Annotated in this window: 19 protein-coding genes; 10 read left to right on the top strand and 9 right to left on the bottom strand. The window is 44.7% G+C overall.

The annotated features are described in order from the left end of the window. Positions 1-573: 573 nt before the first annotated feature. The 6 genes from E7Z59_RS02395 to E7Z59_RS02370 form a co-directional block, all read right to left on the bottom strand. A complete protein-coding gene (locus E7Z59_RS02395; protein WP_136334691.1) occupies positions 574-1,101 on the bottom strand; it encodes a GNAT family N-acetyltransferase in 528 nt (175 codons plus the stop codon). 5 nt (positions 1,102-1,106) lie between these two features. Beyond that, positions 1,107-1,694 carry a YceI family protein gene (locus tag E7Z59_RS02390; RefSeq protein ID WP_136334690.1) on the bottom strand — a complete coding sequence of 196 codons (588 nt, stop codon included), beginning with the start codon at positions 1,692-1,694 and terminating at the stop codon, positions 1,107-1,109. 220 nt (positions 1,695-1,914) lie between these two features. Continuing rightward, entirely contained in the window at positions 1,915-2,499 is a 585-nt protein-coding gene (locus E7Z59_RS02385; protein ID WP_136334689.1) for a YceI family protein, read from the bottom strand. A 102-nt stretch (positions 2,500-2,601) separates the two neighbouring features. Beyond that, the gene (locus E7Z59_RS02380; RefSeq protein ID WP_136334688.1) at positions 2,602-3,942 is read right to left on the bottom strand and encodes a hypothetical protein; all 1,341 of its coding nucleotides are present in this window, start codon (positions 3,940-3,942) and stop codon (positions 2,602-2,604) included. 46 nt (positions 3,943-3,988) lie between these two features. Then, positions 3,989-4,573 (bottom strand): YceI family protein, encoded by a 585-nt coding sequence (locus tag E7Z59_RS02375; RefSeq protein WP_136334687.1) that lies wholly within the window; start codon positions 4,571-4,573, stop codon positions 3,989-3,991. Between the two features lie 471 nt (positions 4,574-5,044). Next, the gene (locus tag E7Z59_RS02370; RefSeq protein WP_136334686.1) at positions 5,045-5,731 is read right to left on the bottom strand and encodes a Crp/Fnr family transcriptional regulator; all 687 of its coding nucleotides are present in this window, start codon (positions 5,729-5,731) and stop codon (positions 5,045-5,047) included. Positions 5,732-5,837: 106 nt separating this feature from the next. Between E7Z59_RS02370 and E7Z59_RS02365 the strand changes: the two genes are divergently transcribed. The 9 genes from E7Z59_RS02365 (at position 5,838) to E7Z59_RS02325 (ending at position 15,721) form a co-directional block, all read left to right on the top strand. After that, positions 5,838-8,207, top strand: coding sequence for a heavy metal translocating P-type ATPase (locus tag E7Z59_RS02365; protein ID WP_136334685.1), 2,370 nt, complete (start codon positions 5,838-5,840; stop codon positions 8,205-8,207). A 71-nt stretch (positions 8,208-8,278) separates the two neighbouring features. Beyond that, complete coding sequence (gene ccoS / locus E7Z59_RS02360; RefSeq protein WP_136334684.1) at positions 8,279-8,467, top strand: cbb3-type cytochrome oxidase assembly protein CcoS; 189 nt, start codon at positions 8,279-8,281, stop codon at positions 8,465-8,467. A 12-nt stretch (positions 8,468-8,479) separates the two neighbouring features. Continuing rightward, positions 8,480-10,687, top strand: coding sequence for a cytochrome-c oxidase, cbb3-type subunit I (ccoN, locus tag E7Z59_RS02355; protein WP_136334683.1), 2,208 nt, complete (start codon positions 8,480-8,482; stop codon positions 10,685-10,687). A gap of 2 nt (positions 10,688-10,689) precedes the next feature. Next, positions 10,690-10,869 carry a CcoQ/FixQ family Cbb3-type cytochrome c oxidase assembly chaperone gene (locus E7Z59_RS02350; protein WP_136334682.1) on the top strand — a complete coding sequence of 60 codons (180 nt, stop codon included), beginning with the start codon at positions 10,690-10,692 and terminating at the stop codon, positions 10,867-10,869. A gap of 3 nt (positions 10,870-10,872) precedes the next feature. Further along, positions 10,873-11,844, top strand: coding sequence for a cbb3-type cytochrome c oxidase N-terminal domain-containing protein (locus E7Z59_RS02345; protein WP_136334681.1), 972 nt, complete (start codon positions 10,873-10,875; stop codon positions 11,842-11,844). Between the two features lie 24 nt (positions 11,845-11,868). After that, on the top strand, positions 11,869-13,290 hold the full coding sequence (gene ccoG, locus E7Z59_RS02340; RefSeq protein ID WP_136334680.1) for a cytochrome c oxidase accessory protein CcoG: 1,422 nt from the start codon (positions 11,869-11,871) through the stop codon (positions 13,288-13,290). Between the two features lie 182 nt (positions 13,291-13,472). Then, positions 13,473-13,919, top strand: a complete 447-nt coding sequence (locus tag E7Z59_RS02335; RefSeq protein WP_136334679.1) for a FixH family protein — start codon at positions 13,473-13,475, stop codon at positions 13,917-13,919. Beyond that, positions 13,919-14,629 (top strand): sulfite exporter TauE/SafE family protein, encoded by a 711-nt coding sequence (locus E7Z59_RS02330; RefSeq protein ID WP_136334678.1) that lies wholly within the window; start codon positions 13,919-13,921, stop codon positions 14,627-14,629. Before E7Z59_RS02335 ends, E7Z59_RS02330 begins: the two co-directional genes overlap by 1 nt. Positions 14,630-15,079: 450 nt before the next feature. Further along, positions 15,080-15,721 carry a class I SAM-dependent methyltransferase gene (locus E7Z59_RS02325; protein WP_136334677.1) on the top strand — a complete coding sequence of 214 codons (642 nt, stop codon included), beginning with the start codon at positions 15,080-15,082 and terminating at the stop codon, positions 15,719-15,721. Here the strand turns inward: E7Z59_RS02325 and hemN are convergent. From hemN to E7Z59_RS02315, 3 genes are all read right to left on the bottom strand, one after another. Beyond that, the gene (gene hemN / locus E7Z59_RS02320) at positions 15,708-17,075 is read right to left on the bottom strand and encodes an oxygen-independent coproporphyrinogen III oxidase (protein ID WP_136334676.1); all 1,368 of its coding nucleotides are present in this window, start codon (positions 17,073-17,075) and stop codon (positions 15,708-15,710) included. The two genes, E7Z59_RS02325 and hemN, sit on opposite strands and share 14 nt — an antisense overlap. A gap of 295 nt (positions 17,076-17,370) precedes the next feature. Next, positions 17,371-17,505, bottom strand: a complete 135-nt coding sequence (locus E7Z59_RS15470; RefSeq protein ID WP_262708814.1) for a hypothetical protein — start codon at positions 17,503-17,505, stop codon at positions 17,371-17,373. Between the two features lie 21 nt (positions 17,506-17,526). Then, positions 17,527-17,688 (bottom strand): DUF1328 domain-containing protein, encoded by a 162-nt coding sequence (locus tag E7Z59_RS02315; protein WP_136334675.1) that lies wholly within the window; start codon positions 17,686-17,688, stop codon positions 17,527-17,529. A gap of 704 nt (positions 17,689-18,392) precedes the next feature. On the opposite strand from E7Z59_RS02315, the gene E7Z59_RS02310 reads away from it, so the two are divergent. Next, positions 18,393-19,277 (top strand): hypothetical protein, encoded by an 885-nt coding sequence (locus E7Z59_RS02310; protein WP_136334674.1) that lies wholly within the window; start codon positions 18,393-18,395, stop codon positions 19,275-19,277. The last annotated feature ends 99 nt before the right edge of the window (positions 19,278-19,376 follow it).

Raw genomic sequence — 19,376 nt, 5'->3', positions numbered from 1 at the left:
TTTTTTAATGCAACTATTTGTCATTGCGGGACCGCTGAAATTTGATTTCTTGTGGAGTGGGATGACGTTTTTAAAATAAAACAAAAACAGGCTCCTTCCCCTGGTGAGGGGAAGGTGGCGCCGCTAGAAGCGGGGTCGGAAGGGGTTGCAAGAGAGGTCAATTTAATCAACCCGCCCCGTCAACGATTTTATCGCTGCCACCCCTCCCTGTCCAGGGTGGGGAGCCACAATTTATATACTTTTTCAACAGAATATCTAAATCCGTCAGTGGTAATTACGCAGAGCGTGGTGTGGCAATCTCCCTGTTGTGGAGAGGGATGACGGTAAAGGCAAAGCAGCAAAGCAGCAAAGGAGCAAAGGGTCAGTATGTAACCAAATAGTTAATTATGGATGGTTCGTGATCTCCCAGATCTTCCTCGATCCATTCTTGTACTGTAGATTGTTTTGGAATCGAATTATACCCCCTCCTTTGTAAGGAGGGGTGGCCGAAGGCCGGGGTGGTTAGTAAGTTCCTTAACGTCTGAATAGATATTTCGTTTACGGTGATCGCGCTACAGGTGTCGTTGCACTCAGCTAAAGCGTCGCTTTATACAATACACACGGCTGAAGGGGTGACGCCTCTTCAAGTTGAGGATGGATAAAAGCTTTCACTTTCTCCATGCCCAGCTTCTTCATGACGGCAATAGAAGGAGTATTCACCTCAGGGGCAATGGCATAAATTTCTTTCCAGCCCAGGTCTTCACGAGCAAATTTCATACAGCGTTTAGCGCCTTCGGTAGCGTGACCCCTGCCCCAGTATTCCGGAGCAAGGCGCCATCCGATATCCTGTATCGGGGTGAAATCGGCTTTAAATGTTTTGATGTCCAAGCCGATAAATCCGATGAAAGAGGTGGTTTCAAGAAGATCAACGGCAAAATAGCAATACCCGTGCTGTTTGTACAGCAGGTCCATACGATCAACGAAAGCCTTTGTTTCAGTTTTACTAAGCGTCTTTGGAAAATATCGCATTACCTTTTCGTTGATGTTGAGCCTGTGCATCTTTTCAACATCCTCGGGTATCCATGGCCGGAATCCTAATCGTTGTGAGGTGAAGAGGTACATCTGGGCTATTTTAGAAAGGTAGTGGTGAATTTAACTGTAACTTCCTTATTTACTTTCAGTAATCCCCAAAAGGCCTTGGGGGGCTCAATACCGAATTCGGTCATGTCAATGCTTTTTTCTCCTTCCAGATCCACGCCGTTGGTGGTTCTTGTCAGGGTAAACCGAAGCTCGATGGGTTTGGTTATGCCGGAAATACTGAGATCGCCACGGGCAATTATATTGTAGGTATTGTCTACAGAAGGTTCCAGCGCTACAGGTGCAGTTAAACTAAAGCTGACGTTGGGGTGAGTTTCGGCTTTCATAGCCTTGTAAGCGTCTTTTTCCATTCCCTTTTTGTTACCTTTCAGGCTCATTACCGGGATTTCAACGTATAAGGAGCTTAACACCCGGGTTCCGTTATTTTCCAATAAGAGGCTCCCTTTGTGCTCTTTTACATTTAGCTGCCAGTCTTTATGATTAGTGGTTCCTGTAAGAATGGTCACTGACCTGATATTGTCAAGGGTATACTGCTGGGCCACGCTTTTAAGAAGGCCGGAAAGAAATAGTAGAAATACTAACCCGGTTAACTGATAAAAAGAGATGTTGCTTCTCATGCTTTAGTGTTTATATAAAGCTACTACAAACCAACCAATATGCATGGGTCACATGTAGGATTTGAGATTTGGCTATTAAAAGCAGAGCGATATCCGAATTCTTTACTTCTTTACGCTCCCAAGCCTGGCTGCAGGAATTCTTCCGGAAGGGATGGCAGGTTTGCCTCTTTGCCCAGTTTGAATAGCACTCTTTAGAAACAGGAAGATGTGGTTCGCAACCTCATGCTTCTACCAGATCAAGCAGAAATTCAATAACCAGGTCATCTTTTACCCGTATCATCCCTAAAGCTTTTTGCGGCGGTTCAAGGTTGAAATCTGGAAGCATGATCTCGAGAACACCTTTTACAGACAGGTCATCTTCCGGGGTTACTTTCAAAAACATATCGTATTGTTTACTTACTCCGGCTATGGTGATACTCACTGCTGCGATATAATTGTTCTTGATCCGGGGATGCGGATATACCCTCTGGAGGTCAATGGTTACTTCCGGATGCCTGGGGGTGTCAAGTAACTTATGCAGGTCACTGTTGATCATTTTTCCTCCGCAGTCAAAATATTCATTTTGTAAATGCAGCACTGCCGAATTGAAGGTCAGGGTCTCATCTATTTGAGTGTAGCCCACTTGCAGTGGGTCTGAGATCTCCTCAATATCATAACGGCATTTAAAGGTGTTCACATTGGTTTTCCCGATGATACTTAAGGAACTACTGTTTTTAATATAGACCAGTTTATCGGCAGTGGCCGAGGTTGAAGACCGGAAAGATAAAAGGCCGGTAATTACCAAGAAAATAATTAACGCTCTCATATTCAATGTGGTTGAAAATAATAAACTTAAAAGAAAAAGGCAAGCCTCGAAGTTATTATCGACGGCTTGCCTTGTGTATGGATGGGTAAGATCAGGGACTCTTTAGAAGCTGATCACTGCCTCAACCATTATTCCGTTGAATGAACCGTCCTGGAATTTGGTTCCGTCATATCCTGCTCCATCGTGGTTTTGGTTTACATACTCCAGTTTGGCGAGGATGTTCTTAGTCAGGAAGTATCCTGCAGAGAGGTTAAATCTGTTGATATCTACATCTCCTGAACCGAGTTCGGCATTTACGGTGTTATAACGTGTTCCTACGTAAAGGTCATCATTGCCTCCGAATCGGTAGATCAGTTCTCCGGCCAATTGAGTGGCATTACGGGTATCGGCTTCATTATTGCTCTTACCACTTGAGAATTCTGCGGTTCCGAAGAACTCAAGTCCGCCAAACTTAACGAATGGGTTGAACATGAATGCAGTGAGTTCGTTGCTGAATCCGGGGTCAAAACGTCCTGATCTGAACTGACTAACAGGGCTGGTTGCCGCAAGACCTCCTCTTCCTCTTGTTTGAACAGACTCCAGTACCAGGTAGTATCTTGATCCGGCACGGTCGGCAGCATACAGGTAGGTTCTGGAAGACTCCGAAGTGGTGTACACAGACCCTGTTAAACGGAATCTGAGGTCATCACCCTGGGCGTAGTTGTCATAACCTAACTTGGCAAGGAAAGAAGGTTTGGTGTCAGATTCTGCAACAGACTGGTTAAGCTTTCCGTTACTTACACCAAGCATTCCGATGAACCCGCCATTTCGGTAATATACCTCAGCACCTACTTCGGTTGTAAAGGCATCCATGATCAGGTTCCCAACAAATGGATTGTAAAGAGCCATAGAGTTATCAGATCTTCTGAAGTGGGCATCCCCGTAGTTGTTCTCCATGTGACCAACTTTTACGGTTACATACTTCATGAAGTTTTCCATAAACCCTTCGCTGATAAAGCTTAGGTCGTCGATCAGGAAGTAACCACCTTTTACATAAGGCTCGGGGTGGTGTCTTGAAGACAGGTAAGTTCTTAAGTGCATTCTTACCCCCTTGGCCAACTGTACATCCAGGTCGAGGTTAGCAGTAGCCAGGTTAAAGTTGCTTTCGATCCCGATCAATTGTAATTGATCAAGGGCATCCTGATCAGGAATTCCAACATCTCCTACAGCAGCATTGTCATAAGCATTTTCATGACTTAATCCTTGGAACTGAAGGGTAGAAGATCCACCTACACGAACCTTGATACCGTCAAATAATTGTACGGAATCTTTAGGAGCTTCGAACATATGGAGTCCTCGTTGGTCCGGTGGTCTGAAATTAGAAAGGTCACGTTTTTGGGCATATATGCTCATTCCGGCGAAGAGCATCGCCACTACCAGAATTTTTGATAAAAGTGTTCTCATGGTTGTAGTATTAATAAAAAGGATTGTTAATTATTGTTTAGAATTGTTATTGTAAGGTGGTGTTGAATTTTAGAGTTACCTCCTTACCGGTTTTTATGGTACCCATCAAAGCTGATGGCGGTTCAATGTCAAATGTGGTCATATCAAGTGTTTTTTCTCCGGATAATATTACCCCTGAAGCAGTCTTTTTAAGGGTGAAAACAAGGTCGGTGGCCTTGGTAACCCCTGAGATGGTCAGGTTTCCTGTGGCCTTTACTTTGTAGATTCCACTTCCGGCCTCGCTCAAAGTTGCAGGCGAGGTAAGTGTAAAGGTCACCTCTGCGTAATCGTCAGCATTCATGGCTTTATAAGTGTTTTTGTCCATCCCTGACTTTCCGCTTTTCAGGCCCTTTACCGGGATGCTAATTTTCATCGCCGTTAACGTGACAGGACTATTCTGTTTCAGGGTGAGACTTCCCTTTTGCTCTTCTACCACGATCTCCCAATCGTGAATATTAGAAGTACCAAAAATGGTAACCTCCGAATTGCTGTTATCTAAGGTATAGGTCTGAGCCGTCATAGAAAGAAATCCCAAAAAGAAAAGAGATATCGTGGCGGCTAAGGCTTTACTATTTATGATTAGAATTCTCATTATTGATTGGATTTATAATTAATTCTATCACAAAGATGTGGATTATCTCCTATGGAAAACATGACTTTTGTCATGCGGTTTTTACCGTAAAATGGGGCCCGGAGGCTAATGCACCATGAATCAGCGTGATGAATGAAGATTAAAATGAAGAAAAATTTTTTTCTTCATTAAACAGTAATGATTTGCTAACGGGGGAGGGGTATGATGTTATACGGTTATGCGGTTCTGCCTGCGGTTAGGTAGGTACGTGGTTATGAATGAATACCGCAATATTGTTATGACTTATGGCGCATAGTTATCCCGCTTTAGAGTGTAGAAAAATGATTTTCCCGAACTGCGCGAAATATTACTTCTTACGGAGGTAATTGTAGAATTTATATATGGAGTAAATAACAATAGGAAAAAGGAGGATGCTGCAATGATATCATGAGATCCATCACTGCCAACAGTAAACTCTAAACCATTTACTGATTAGAATCCTTCTGCCATTCGTTCCATTTGAACGGTATCTTTAATCTTGATCCGTTTCCCTTTGGTTTCGATGAGTCCTTTTTTGTTGAACTCAGACAACATTCTGATCAGTGATTCGGTTGCCGTGCCTACCATACCTGCAATTTCTTCTCTGGATAACTGAACAGAAAGGTATCCTTCCTGGTCTAATCCGAAGTCATCATGAAAATGCATCAGGTAATAAGCCAGACGTTCTTTAACAGGCTTCTGGGCCATGTTTACTATAGAATTGTCCGCATCTTTCAGATCGTTACAGAGTACATTGATCACCTCTCCCGAAAAACGAGGGTTTTCCTGGAAAGCCTGATTAATCTCTCTTTTAGGGATAAAGCAGACTTCCATGTCCTGCACCGCTATGGCCGACAGGTTTACCGTATCGTTTGAAATCACGGTGCGTTGGCCCAGGAGGTCTCCGCTTTTTACGAATTTAATGATCTGTTGTCGCCCGTTGTCACTAAGTTTAGTGAGCTTACAGATACCAGAACGTACACAGTAAACGCCATCAAGGTGCTGACCCTCTTCAAAGATGGTCTCACCCCTTTTGATAACAATAGATTCCTTGCAGTCCGAGATCCGTATTAGTTCTGTTTTGTTTAGGGCCTTGAGCGAGCTGAACTGACGAACAATACATTGTTCACATTTACTCATAATAATGCTTAGGTTGCTATTTCGTATTCTAAAATACAAATATCATGACAAAAATCATATAAATTGCTATTGGAGATCAGGATTTTTGTCCTGAAAATGAGCAAATATGGGTCAATCCTGTTACCATTGTGGTTTAGACTGCGATGCAGATCGTATTGTTTTTCAAGAAAAGGTATTTTGCTGTGCAGGGTGCAAAACCGTTTATGAGATCCTGTCAGGAAATGGGCTGGAGGGGTATTACAAATTAGAAAAGACGCCCGGGATCAGTCCTGAGCAAAAAGCCGGGAAATACGACTTTCTTGACAATGCCGATTTGCAGCAACGATTATTGGAGTTTGACGATGGCGAATGGGCTGTTGTCAATCTTTATATTCCGCAAATGCATTGCAGCTCCTGTATCTGGGTCTTAGAAAACCTGCATAAACTGGATGATCGTGTACGAAGCTCCCAGGTAAATTTTCCCAGGAAAACCGCCCGTATTACATTTCGTTCGGCACTGGGGTTAAAAGCTCTCGTGCTTCTTATGGCGACCATAGGGTATGCCCCGCATATCAGTCTAGAGGATTACGACAAAAAAGAAGGTGCAGTAAATCGCAGCCTGATCTATAAACTCGGGGTAGCCGGTTTTGCCTTTGGCAATGTCATGTTACTTTCATTTCCCGAATATTTCGAAATGGACGAATACTGGCTCAATCAGTACAAACCCTTCTTTCGCCTTATCATGTTCGTCATGTCATTGCCGGTGGTTTTCTATGCGGCATCCGATTATTTTCGGTCGGCCTGGAAGGGCCTTCGGGCGGGCATACTCAATATTGATGTGCCTATTGCCCTGGGTATCGCAGTTCTGTTTTTAAGAAGTACCTGGGAGATCATGACGGATACCGGGCAGGGTTTTTTTGACAGCCTGACCGGGTTGTTGTTCTTCCTGTTGCTGGGGAGGTATTTTCAACAGCGCACCTACGACTTTCTCTCTTTTGAAAGAGATTATAAGAGCTATTTCCCCATAGGGATTACCCGCATTAATACATCGGGTAAAGAAGAACCGGTTGATATTTACAAGATCAAAGAGGGTGATCGCCTGTTGATAAGAAACGAAGAGATCATTCCGGCAGATGCGATACTGCTTCGTGGCAAGGCCAGAATAGATTACAGTTTTGTTACCGGAGAATCGGATCCGGTGACCAAGATCTCAGGAGACTCCTTGTTTGCAGGAGGGAAACAGCTCGGGGAGGCCATAGAAGTGCAAGCGGTGAAAAATGTTTCCCAGAGTTATCTGACCCAACTTTGGAGCAATGAGGTGTTTCAAAACGATAAGTCTACCAGGTTTCGCGACCTGACCAATTCCGTCAGCAAGTATTTTACCATCATCATTTTATTGATCGCACTGATCTCGGGTGTTGTGTGGTTTATGCTCGATGCCTCAAAAGCCATCCCGGTTATCACTGCCATTTTGATCGTAGCCTGTCCTTGTGCATTGGCACTATCGGCGCCTTTTACCCTGGGTAATATGCTCAGAATATTCGGGCGTAATAAGTTTTACCTGAAAGATGCCCAGGTTATTGAGAGAATGGCCGGACTTAACACGGTGGTATTTGATAAAACAGGAACGATCACCTCAGGGCTGGGCAATGAGATCACCTACTCCGGAGAGGATCTGGGCGAGGAAGAAGGGGGGCTTTTGCGATCAGCACTCCGTAATTCCAATCATCCGCTGAGCCGCCAGCTCTATGAATTGTTGGATGCTTATGACATTAAGCCACTTGAAAGCTTTAAAGAGTATGCCGGGAAAGGAGTGGAGGCACAATCAGACGGAGCATTGGTCAGAGCAGGGTCGTCTTCCTTTGTGGGGGTAGAACAAGACGCACTTTCATTAAAGACTGTGGTACACGTCGGGGTGAACAATACCTATAAGGGTGCGTATACATTTTATAATAAATACCGCAAGGGAATTGCTTCCCTGTTCAAGCGTTTGAAAAGAAACTACGAGCTCGTGATCCTTTCTGGCGACAATGACAGCGAAAAGGGTAACCTGGAAAAATTACTACCGGCAGGTACAGGAATGTTCTTTAATCAAAAGCCTGATGATAAGCTGGAATATGTGCGTTTTCACCAGCAGGAAGGCGCCGGGGTTATGATGGTGGGCGATGGTCTGAATGATGCCGGAGCCCTTCAGCAAAGTGATGTTGGGGTTGCTATCGCAGAGAATGTCAATGTATTCTCTCCGGCCTGTGATGCTATTCTTGACGCCTCTAAAATACAGGAACTCGATCGTTATTTATGGGCTTCACTTAAGGCAGTAACCATTATCAAATACAGCTTTATCCTGTCTTTCCTTTACAATATAATTGGTTTATTCTTTGCGGTTACGGGCCAATTATCTCCCGTGGTGGCAGCTATTCTGATGCCCATTAGCTCATTAACTGTGGTAGGATTCACCACCCTGGCAACAGGATGGGTAGGAAAGCGATTAAAATAAGACCTACATGACAATTGTCATGTTTTTCTTTTCGGTAGAAAAATACTTTTGTTAAAGCATTCTTAATAGGTATGAGTGTAATCTATATTCTGATCACGGTAAGTTTGGTCGTGGCGGTGGTATTCTTTATTGCCTTCGTTACAGCCGTAAAGAGCGGGCAGTTTGACGACAGCTACACGCCCAGCGTGCGTATGCTTTTTGAAGATGAACTTGTAGAAAAGGATGCTTCTGAAAATGAAAAATCTGAACCAAGCAAATAATTAGAAATTACTATGGAAGTACAGCAATTTTATTACGATAACAAGATCGTTAAAAAGTTTCTCTATGCAACCATGCTCTGGGGGGCAGTGGGGATGCTGGTGGGCCTTTTACTGGCCTTTATGTTCGTTTTCCCTAATATGACCGATGGGATCTCCTGGTTGAGTTTCGGGCGCTTGCGTCCGCTGCACACCAACGCAGTGATCTTCGCCTTTGTGGGGAATGCCCTTTATGCCGGAGTTTACTATTCGCTGCAACGACTGCTTAAGGCGCGGATGTATAGTGATTTTCTGTCGAATTTTAACTTCTGGGGCTGGCAGTTAATTATTGTCGCTGCCGCAATTTCACTCCCGCTGGGGTTCACCACCTCTAAGGAGTACGCAGAACTGGAGTGGCCAATTGATATAGCGATTGCTTTGGTTTGGGTGGCTTTTGGGGTTAATATGATAGGGACCATTATGAAGCGAAGACAACGCCACCTTTATGTGGCGGTGTGGTTTTACCTCGCTACCTTCGTTACTGTTGCGGTACTTCACATCTTCAATTCACTGGAACTTCCGGTATCTGCCCTGAAAAGTTATTCGGTATATGCAGGGGTACAGGATGCCCTGGTTCAATGGTGGTACGGTCACAACGCGGTGGCCTTCTTTTTGACCACTCCCTTCCTGGGGCTTATGTACTATTTCGTGCCTAAGGCCGCCAACAGACCGGTGTATTCTTACCGTCTTTCTATTGTTCACTTCTGGTCACTGATCTTTATTTATATCTGGGCCGGTCCGCACCACCTGTTGTATTCAGCCCTGCCGGACTGGGCGCAAAATCTTGGGGTGGTATTCTCTATCATGCTCATCGCTCCGTCATGGGGGGGTATGATCAATGGATTGCTGACGCTGAGAGGAGCATGGGATAAGGTACGTACCGATCCTGTTCTTAAATTCATGGTGGTTGCTATTACCGGTTACGGTATGGCTACTTTTGAAGGCCCCATGTTGTCACTGAAAACCTTCAATGCCATGGCCCACTTTACCGACTGGGTTATTGCTCACGTACACGTTGGGGCCCTGGCCTGGAACGGATTCCTGACCTTCGGTATGATGTACTATCTGGTACCCAGAATGTTCAAAACAAAACTACATTCTGTAGGACTTGCTAATTTCCATTTCTGGATCGGCACCCTTGGTATTATTATCTATGCCTTACCCATGTATGTAGCCGGATTTACCCAGGCTTCTATGTGGAAACAATTTAATCCTGACGGCACCCTGGTATACGGTAACTTTTTGGAAACCGTTACCCAGATCATTCCGATGTATTGGATGCGTGCCATTGGAGGTTCACTTTACCTGATAGGGGTTCTGGTTGGTATTTACAATGCTGTCATGACCATCCGTCGAGGCGCCCAGGTAGAGGATGAGTTGGCAGAAGCGCCTGCCCTTACCAAGGTAAGAAAAGGTCGTGTTGCGGGAGAAGCCTTCCACACCTGGCTGGAAAGACGCCCTGTGCAACTGACTGTATTGGCTACCATCGCAATTCTTATCGGAGGTATTATTCAGATCGTACCAACCCTTTTGGTAAAATCGAATATCCCGACCATCACCAGCGTAAAACCCTACACACCTTTGGAGCTGGAAGGGCGAGATATATACATTCGTGAAGGTTGTGTGAGCTGTCACTCCCAACTGGTTCGTCCGTTCAGAAGTGAGACCGAACGCTATAATGGCGAATACTCCAAAGCCGGAGAATATGTATACGATCATCCTTTCTTGTGGGGAAGTAAACGTACCGGACCGGACCTGATGAGGGTAGGTGGAAAGTACTCTGATAACTGGCACCTGAACCATATGTACGATCCGCAAACAACTTCAGCAGGAAGTATCATGCCGGCCTATAAATGGTTGTTCCGCGCCGAGCTTGACCGTTCGCAAACGGAGGATAAAATGGAAGCCATGGTGACCCTTGGGGTACCTTATACCGATGAAGATATTGCCAATGCCCAGAAACATATGGATGCACAGGCAGCTCAAATAGAACAAAACCTGTATGCCGATCCGGAGTTCAAGGAGAACTATGAGCAGGATAAACGGGATGCGGCAGCCAGGGGGGAAGATTTTATTGAGATGAAAGACCGCGAGATCACCGCTCTTATTGCCTACCTGCAGCGATTGGGTACGGATATTAAGGTGAAAGATCCTAACGACGAATTAACCGCTAAAAACGAATAGGTATGTTTAAGTTTGTAAAAGGCCATATGTCTTCTATAGAGGGTGTTGAGATATACCCGATCATTTCCTTGAGCATCTTCTTTGTGTTCTTTGTATTGCTATTCTGGTGGGTGTTAACCGCTAAGAAAGACTATATCAAAAAGGTGAGCCATTTTCCATTAGACAACCAAGAAAACGAATAGACCATGAAAGACTTTGCATCATATTTAAGAGTAATCGTCATTGTAACCCTGGTGTTTTTGGGGGCCGAATGGATGATCGATTCTGATAAACCCGCTTTTATAGAATACCCGGAAGTCTCTCTCTTTTTGGTGTTGTTTACCATCACTCTGGTAGGGATCGAGGTTATGCTGGCTGCCATGAATAATATTTCAGAGGCCATGATGACCGAAGAGCAAAAGGCTGCTGCCGAAACCGCAAGGATAGAAGCAGAGAAGAATGCCTGGTACCGGAAACTGTATAAGAACCTGACTAAGACAAAACCCATTGAGGAAGAGGGTGAGATCATTCTCGATCATAACTACGACGGGATACAGGAACTGGATAACAGTTTACCGCCTTGGTGGCTGTACGGATTTTATATCTCCATCGTATTCGCCGGAATTTACCTGGTACGTTTTCACGTAATGGGAGCGCCATCGCAAGCCCAGGAATACGATCAGGAAATGACAGAGGCCAGGATTGCGATCGAAGAGTATAAGAAGACCGCCAAAGACCTGATCGATGTTAATACTGTAGAGTTGCTTACCGACGCCGGAGATCTGAGCAAGGGTGAAACCATTTTTCAAACCAACTGTGTGGCCTGTCATATGCAGGACGGAGGCGGAGGTATTGGTCCGAACCTGACCGATGAATACTGGATCCTGGGAGGAGGTATTAAGAATGTCTTCAAAACCGTTTCTGAAGGCGGACGCTCAGGCAAGGGTATGATCGCATGGAATGCAGTATTGAAGCCATCAGAGATCGCCCAGGTGTCGAGTTATGTGCTCTCTTTACAGGGAACCACCCCGGCAAATCCAAAAGATGCCGAAGGGGAGGTATGGAACGATCCTGATGCCCCGGCTGCAACACCTGCTGAGCAGAGTGCAGATACAGTTGCCGTTGAAGAACCGGAAGCGGTTCAAACGGAAGCTGCCTCAGCGGTGGTAGAAGAGTAACCCCAAAACTATAAATCAACAGGAATGGCCGACCAGGGAAAGGAAGTATTCAGAGATTCGATAGGTACTGTTACCGACGATGGGAAACGCAGCTGGATATTCCCTAAAAAACCCTCGGGTAAATTCTATGAATACCGGAAGTACGTAAGTTACTTTTTACTGGCCTTTTTGTTTCTGTCGCCTTTTATCAAAGTAAACGGCAATCAGTTCCTGATGTTTAATGTCATGGAGCGGAGATTCAATATTTTCGGATTTCCGTTCTGGCCCCAGGATTTTCACCTTTTTGTGATCTCTATGATCATAGGGGTCATCTTTGTGACCCTGTTTACTGTGGTTTTCGGCCGGATTTTCTGCGGATGGATCTGCCCGCAAACCATTTTTATGGAGATGGTTTTCCGGAGAATAGAGTACTGGATCGATGGCGATCGGGGAGCGCAGATCAGGTTGCAAAAGCAAGCCTGGAATGCTGAAAAGATAAGAAAGCGATTGTTGAAATGGTCAGTCTTCTTTGTGATCTCTTTCCTGATAGCCAATGTGTTTCTGGCCTATCTTATAGGGAGTGATGAGCTGATCGCTTATATTACTGATGGCCCCCTGGCACATATAAGTACCCTGGTAGCCTTGCTGATATTTACCGCGGTATTCTATTTTGTTTTTGCTTGGTTTCGCGAACAGGTATGCATTATAGCCTGTCCTTACGGAAGGTTGCAAGGAGTTTTACTGGATAATAAATCGATCGTAGTAGCCTATGATCACGTGCGGGGAGAGGCTGAAAACGGAAGGAAGAAAATAAGGAAGGGGGAAGACCGGAAGGCCCTTGGACATGGTGATTGTATAGACTGTTTTCAGTGTGTTCATGTGTGCCCGACAGGGATCGATATTCGAAACGGAACCCAGCTCGAATGCGTGAATTGTACCGCCTGTATTGATGCCTGTGACCATATGATGGAATCGGTGAACCTGCCCAAGGGATTGATCAGGTATGCCAGCGAAGATAATATTGCCAGGAAGGACACCTTTAGGTTTACCGCGAGGATGAAAGGATATACAGCTGTTCTCGGAATACTTATTGCCGTGCTTACCGGGATGCTCTTCCTGAGAAATGATGTGGAGGCTACTGTATTGCGATTGCCCGGACAGTTGTATGAACGCAAAGGAGAACATATCATTAGTAATGTGTATACCTATAAGATCATTAATAAGACGGTTGATGCCATAGAAGATGTAGATATCAGGCTGATGTCTCCGGAAGGAGAAGTAAAACTGGTCTCCGGAGAACGCATCAATGTTCCGGAGCAGGGCCTTGCAGAAGGTACGTTGTTTATTGAGATCGACAGAGCCTTTTTAGATGATGATCAAATGAAGATAAAGCTGGGCGTTTACAGCGATGGAAAACTTATAGAAACGACAACCTCGTCCTTTTTGGGGCCGAGAAGCTACCAATAGGACAGTTCGAGGGACGAGTCTGCCTCCCGAAAGCTTTAGGGACGGCAGGCAAGGTTTGAGTTTGAGTTCACGTCACCTCGAGTGATTGCGAAGCAATTGTATCGAGAGGTAATACAAGTTTGAGAATTGAGTATGAGTATAATTATTAACTGAATAACCGCATAACGCATAACTGAGAAAAAATGAAAATTAACTGGGGTACAGGAATTGTGATAGCATTTGTATTGTTTATAAGCTTCATCATGTTTTTTGTGGTGAGGAGCCTGACCGATGAGAGCCTCGAGCACGAATTGGTTACGGAGGAGTACTACAAGAAGGAATTGCAATTTCAAACGGAATTAGATGCTGAACAACGTGCTGCTGACCGGGGGATAAGCCTGGAGGTACGCCGTGTGGAGGAGGGATTAATGGTGAAATTTCCTGAAGATCTGATCCCCGAAAATATAAAAGGAAAAGTGTTCCTGTACAGGCCATCTGATAAACAATTTGACTTTGAGGTTGCTATTTCATTGTCAGATCCATATTTGCTCATACCTAAAAACCGTTTATTGGATGGCCGTTGGAACCTTATTGCCAACTTGAGCTATGAGGGCGAAACCTATCTTGTAAAACAATCGATCAAATTTTAATGATATACAGCGGGCTTATACTGGGTTTCTTGGGGAGTTTGCACTGCGCTGGCATGTGCGGACCCATTGCCTTTGTATTGCCGCTGGATCGTACCAATGCGGTAAGGCGCTTTTTGCAATTAATGGGGTACCATGCCGGGCGTATTACTACCTATGCTTTGATAGGAGTATTGTTTGGCCTCATTGGTCGCGGATTGTTTATTTCGGGAATGCAACAGCGTCTTTCGGTGGTTCTTGGCGTGATCATGGTTTTGGCCGCATTATTCCCTTTAATTGGAAAGGCAGGTAATAATCGGATCCTGGCACCTTTTTACCTGATGGTTTCCCGTGTAAAAAATGCACTGGGTGAACGCCTGAAAGACAGATCGCCGGCTACCCTTTACACCATAGGCTTTCTGAACGGATTTTTACCTTGTGGCCTGGTGTATATGGCGCTGTTTGGAGCCATAGCCATGGGGAGCGCCTGGCAAGGCAGTTTATATATGGCTCTTTTCGGTATGGGTACCATACCCCTTATGAGTATTGCTGCCTACAGCGGTAATTTTCTTTCAGTTACCATGCGTAACCGACTGAATAAAGCCATCCCCTATGTGGTGATCCTGATCGGTGTTCTGTTTGTGCTTCGAGGTCTGGGTCTCGGTATTCCCTACCTCTCTCCATCTGATATGAACCTGGCTGTAAAGGCCGGGGCTGATTGCGTTACACCGTAGTTAGAATCAAGAATAAAGATTCAAGAAGGGTGCAGCGATGGTTTATTCGTCTTCGCAGGGCCGAGCGTGAAGAAATGGTTCAGTGAACCATTTTAGCGAATTTACCTGTCGGCAGCCAGGGGAGCCCGCTGGCGCGCTTGCAAAAGCAGGTTGTGGCGTTCTGCTTATACCTTGTCGAACATTTAGTCGTTGGTTTTAATGGCCCCCGCCTCCGGCCACCCCTTCTTAAAAAGGGAATGGGTTTTTAAATGTACTTGGAGATAGAATTTAATAACCCCTTCCGGTTTTGTTTTACAAAACCACCTTCCCCTGGTGCGGGGAAGGGGATCAAACGATTAATTAGCTCAACATATATTATTACAATGAATTATCCCCTCCTTTCAAAGGAGGGGTGTGCGCGGCATTGGCCGCACATGGGGTGATTTCGCTTGATTCTTATATCTTTATCAGATGAACCACCTCGAAAACACCCGATTCATCTTTAATAAATACGCAAGGGCCTATAAAGAGAAGTACCTTGACCAGGGTAATTATGGGGCGATGTTATTGGATTTTCTTGAAGGTATTCCCAATGGCGGGCGAATCTTAGACCTGGGGTGCGGACCGGGAAATATCAGTCGGTTTTTACTCGATCATCGCAATGATCTTGAACTTACAGGGGTAGATATAGCCCCTGCAATGCTGCAGGAAGCGCGACAGTTAAATCCTGAAGCCGGATTCTATGAAGGGAATGTACTCGAAATAGAGAGTTTTTTACAAGGCGGTTTTGACGGGGTGGTTTCAGGGTTCGTATTACCCTACCTGGATGCCGGTCAGGTCAGATTACACTTAAGCCAAATTGCCAACTTGCTGAGCTCAGGGGGAGTTTGTTATCTGAGTTTCCTGGTAGGGCAAAAAGAAAGCTCCGGTCCGGTGGCTTCAGTAAACACAGAAGGCGACGTCTTGTATATGCATTTTTATAAGGAAGCAGCGGTAGAGTCACTGATAGCCAAAGCCGGGTTACAAATAATAAGTATAGATAAAAAAACTCCCCGTTCTCAGAACGGGGAGCCAACCAATATGGAGATCATGATGATACTCAGATCGTCATAGAAAATAACTGAGTATCGGGTTTACTCCTACGTAACCGCATATCGAAGGCCATACAGATGTTTCTGATAAAAGGCCTTCCTTTTTCGCTAATTCTAATATCATGCTTTCCGATTTCCAGAAGCCCGTCTTCTTCCATTTCCGATAAACGGACAAGGGTATTTGGAAGGTCTTCGAAATTAAGGTCGTCGTTTTCCCATGAGGTGTGCAATCTGCACATAAGGTTAAGTATATGTTTTCTGATCACCAGGTCTTCAGAGGTAAGTATATGTCCGCGGTACACCGGGATCTCGCCCTGCTTCACCATAGCCATATACGTATCTATATTTTTTTCATTTTGTGCAAAAGCGGTCCAGCTGTCGCTTATGCTGGAGGCGCCCAGTCCTATCATCAAAGAGGTTTTGGAGGGTGTATATCCCATAAAATTACGATGCAGCCTGCCGCCCGTCATTGCTTTGTACAAGGCATCATCGGTTTGAGCAAAATGATCCATACCGATCTCCTTATACCCCAGTTCCTGTAACAGGGTCTTGCCGGTTTCATAAAGCTGCCGCTTTAATTCGCCCTTAGGCAGATCTTCATCCTTAAAACCACGTTGTCCGTTGCCCTTGATCCATGGTACATGGGCATAACTGTAAAAGGCAATACGGTCGGGCATTAAAGGAATGGTCTTATTGATGGTTTCAATGATATCAGCTTCCGTTTGAAAAGGCAACCCATATACCAGGTCATGACTGATGGACTCATACCCTAGTTCTCTGGCCAATTCAGTAGCTTTCTTAACCCTGTCGTAAGGCTGGATCCTGTTGATGGCCTTTTGCACTTTGGGAGAATAGTCCTGTACTCCGTAACTCACCCTGGTAAAACCAACACTGCGCAAGGCTTTCAGATGGTCATAGGTGGTGTTGTTGGGATGGCCTTCAAAACTGAATTCCCAGTTTGCGGCACGAATGGCGTGTTCAAAAATGCCATCAATAAGACGTTTCAGGTTTTCGGGGGAAAAGAAGGTGGGGGTACCACCACCCAGGTGGATCTCTTTGATCACCGGAGTCTCTTCAAAAAGATCACAATAAAGCTTCCATTCAGCCAGGAGGGTTTCTATGTAGGGGGCTTCAACTTCATGACGTGTGGTAATTCGCTTGTGGCAACCGCAAAAGGTGCACATGCTTTCACAGTATGGCAGGTGAATGTATAAGCTGATACCCTCCTCAAGGTTACTCTGCCTGAAGGTATTCAGGGAATGTTGTTTCCACTGGTCGGCGCTGAATCCGGGAGCATCCCAATACGGAACGGTGGGGTAGCTGGTATAACGGGGACCCGGTACGTTGTACTTTTGGATAAGGCGACTGTTGCACATGAGGTGTAATATTTGAATGTAAAACTAGGGGCATATTCAAGGCAAACCTATGACATATGTCATGTGAAGAAAAAACAGGTGGTTTTTTAGACCGGATACAGATATAAGGTTACCAAGTGATGAGGTGTTCTCCACCTTCGCCATGGCTACACTTTAAAAAATGATGATGGGTTTATGCAGGAAAAAGGGCTGCAGAACGAGGTTTTATATGGTTGTAAATAGGTTGTCAGAACTTAGTGGGTCACGACTTCATAACCTTGTAATTCCGTAACCTTGCAACCCTGCCGAAGGCAACCTAGAACATTTCGAAAACATACCCCAGCAACCAATAGAGAATAAGAAAAAAGAAGATGGTCATACATCCGCAACGACCCCCACTCATCTTTTTGGCTCCCATCCATGCCAAAATGGCTCTGAAAAGATTTTTCATGTGCTAAAAAATTATGCGGGCTTATACCCGTTTCTTTCCTGTAACCACAGAAACAATCAAAAGAATAAGAAAAATAAAAAAGAGGATCTTAGCGATACCGGCAGCACTTTCTGCAATACCGGAGAATCCGAATATGGCTGCAACAATAGCCAGGATGACAAATATAATGGTCCAACGTAACATGTTTATTGTATTTTGTAAAGTGTAAAACAATGAATAACAGTAAGTTACGAATTTTTAACACAGTTATGGATTGTCGGCAGAAAACTTTTACTTTTTTGGATCACTTTAAAAGAGGAGGTCGTTTTTTATTAAGTAAATAACTGATATTATTTAAACCTATCTGATCCCTTTGCACGATGTTTGAGTCATAACCAGAATAGGATTAGCAAAAGAACACTCTTACCAGGGTTGATCAGTTTCATTACCCGTTTAACCCCTTCCGACCGTGCCTGTCGCAGGCAGGCACTTCTCTTCGACACCTATCGCGAGCCGATACATACTCAGCGTATTCAGGCTCCCCCTGGCTGCCGCCCGGCAGGGTCACCAAATTACTTCGCGCTCGGCCCTAAATGGGCAGGGGAAGGCGCTCATTATTGATATAACTTCTTAATCTGGCATATATCTTTACAAAAATTCAATTTTTTTGCGGTTCCTCAAGATCTATCCAATCATCAAACAAAGAGTGATTTTCTCACAAAGTAAAGGAGGCACATTATAAAAAAAGACAGAATTAAAGTCTATAGATGCTTGTTATTCATCGGTGTTTTTGGTATTTTTATCGGTAACTAAACTTTTGTTGATTCGTAAACCACTAATTTGTAGGTAATTACAACCTTCTGCAGTAATCCATGGTTCTTTTTTTCATAGTATTTGTTTTATTAATTATGATCTGCATTGGGGTCGGATGGTTGTTGTATCAGCAAATGCTGGTGAAAACCCCTGAATTTATCCGCGGAGGATTTTACCATCTCGAGAACCACCTACTGCGTATCTTCACCGATCTTTATGAGCCCGATCTGGGACGTAAACTCAATGCTCAATTAAAATATTTCAAGAACAAAGGGAAGCACTGGAGGATAGAGAACAATGCCTATCATGATGTTGAACTATATGAAGAAGATCAGGACCTCATGCAGGAGCAGCTGCTTTTTCCTTATGGGGGCGATGGCAAATTAGCCCGCATCAACTTCAGGATCGGAGAGATGGATCATGTGATGATCTTACGGTGTAACAGCGGTGTCATATCGGGTTGGGATATCAGGCCTAATCCGGGAGATCAGTTCAATAATGCCGAAATAGAAATTATTGAAACCCGCATATTACAACATCCGGAGGATCTGAATCCCGGTTCACAACCGGGAAAGAACAGTGGAAAGCTAATAAAATATCCATTTCTGGAAGTTTTACTGCAAAGCCCTTCACTGAGAGAAGTACGGAGTCCAAAAAGTCTTTCCAGGCTTCATAACAGGTTGCGGAGCTCAGGAACTAAGCTGCCTGAAAGCTTTCTGTTATTTCTTAAATACGCAGATGGGATGACCTTTGAAAACGGCCGTATTTACGGAAGTCGCACCTTGATGAAGCTAATGTCGGAGGAAGAAGAGTTTTGGCCCCTGGCCGAGTTTAGCGGCGAACTGATTGGGGTACGTCCGGGAGACCGATCTGGCGCTGTTTATACCATGAATAAAGATCTGAAAAAGCTCAGAAAGCTCAGGGGAGATTTTACCGAACAGCTCCTCGCCCGTCTAGATACCTTTGATATACGTTCGTAAAGTAGTTTGCAGTTTACAGATAGCAGATTGCAGAAAGCAGTACAATTCCCTTCCTTAAAATCGCTGAACTTCTTATCTTTAGAATAAGTTTTCAACTCG

The sequence above is a fragment of the Robertkochia marina genome (genome assembly GCF_004799345.1).
Classification (GTDB): Bacteria; Bacteroidota; Bacteroidia; order Flavobacteriales; family Flavobacteriaceae; genus Robertkochia; species Robertkochia marina.
The sequence above is the reverse complement of the archived record's forward strand: the minus strand, read 5'-3'. Positions and strand labels throughout refer to the sequence as shown.

Bases quoted from the DNA above. Each gene is read 5' to 3' on its own strand.
- E7Z59_RS02310 (WP_136334674.1), top strand. From the start codon at position 18,393: ATGATCTGCATTGGGGTCGGATGGTTGTTGTATCAGCAAATGCTGGTG.
- E7Z59_RS02345 (WP_136334681.1), top strand. From the start codon at position 10,873: ATGAAAGACTTTGCATCATATTTAAGAGTAATCGTCATTGTAACCCTG.
- E7Z59_RS02385 (WP_136334689.1), bottom strand. From the start codon at position 2,499: ATGAGAGCGTTAATTATTTTCTTGGTAATTACCGGCCTTTTATCTTTC.
- E7Z59_RS02335 (WP_136334679.1), top strand. From the start codon at position 13,473: ATGAAAATTAACTGGGGTACAGGAATTGTGATAGCATTTGTATTGTTT.
- hemN (WP_136334676.1), bottom strand. From the start codon at position 17,075: ATGTGCAACAGTCGCCTTATCCAAAAGTACAACGTACCGGGTCCCCGT.
- E7Z59_RS02395 (WP_136334691.1), bottom strand. From the start codon at position 1,101: ATGTACCTCTTCACCTCACAACGATTAGGATTCCGGCCATGGATACCC.
- E7Z59_RS02390 (WP_136334690.1), bottom strand. From the start codon at position 1,694: ATGAGAAGCAACATCTCTTTTTATCAGTTAACCGGGTTAGTATTTCTA.
- E7Z59_RS02330 (WP_136334678.1), top strand. From the start codon at position 13,919: ATGATATACAGCGGGCTTATACTGGGTTTCTTGGGGAGTTTGCACTGC.
- E7Z59_RS15470 (WP_262708814.1), bottom strand. From the start codon at position 17,505: ATGAAAAATCTTTTCAGAGCCATTTTGGCATGGATGGGAGCCAAAAAG.
- E7Z59_RS02325 (WP_136334677.1), top strand. From the start codon at position 15,080: ATGAACCACCTCGAAAACACCCGATTCATCTTTAATAAATACGCAAGG.
- E7Z59_RS02380 (WP_136334688.1), bottom strand. From the start codon at position 3,942: ATGAGAACACTTTTATCAAAAATTCTGGTAGTGGCGATGCTCTTCGCC.
- ccoS (WP_136334684.1), top strand. From the start codon at position 8,279: ATGAGTGTAATCTATATTCTGATCACGGTAAGTTTGGTCGTGGCGGTG.
- ccoN (WP_136334683.1), top strand. From the start codon at position 8,480: ATGGAAGTACAGCAATTTTATTACGATAACAAGATCGTTAAAAAGTTT.
- ccoG (WP_136334680.1), top strand. From the start codon at position 11,869: ATGGCCGACCAGGGAAAGGAAGTATTCAGAGATTCGATAGGTACTGTT.
- E7Z59_RS02375 (WP_136334687.1), bottom strand. From the start codon at position 4,573: ATGAGAATTCTAATCATAAATAGTAAAGCCTTAGCCGCCACGATATCT.
- E7Z59_RS02315 (WP_136334675.1), bottom strand. From the start codon at position 17,688: ATGTTACGTTGGACCATTATATTTGTCATCCTGGCTATTGTTGCAGCC.
- E7Z59_RS02365 (WP_136334685.1), top strand. From the start codon at position 5,838: ATGGGTCAATCCTGTTACCATTGTGGTTTAGACTGCGATGCAGATCGT.
- E7Z59_RS02370 (WP_136334686.1), bottom strand. From the start codon at position 5,731: ATGAGTAAATGTGAACAATGTATTGTTCGTCAGTTCAGCTCGCTCAAG.
- E7Z59_RS02350 (WP_136334682.1), top strand. From the start codon at position 10,690: ATGTTTAAGTTTGTAAAAGGCCATATGTCTTCTATAGAGGGTGTTGAG.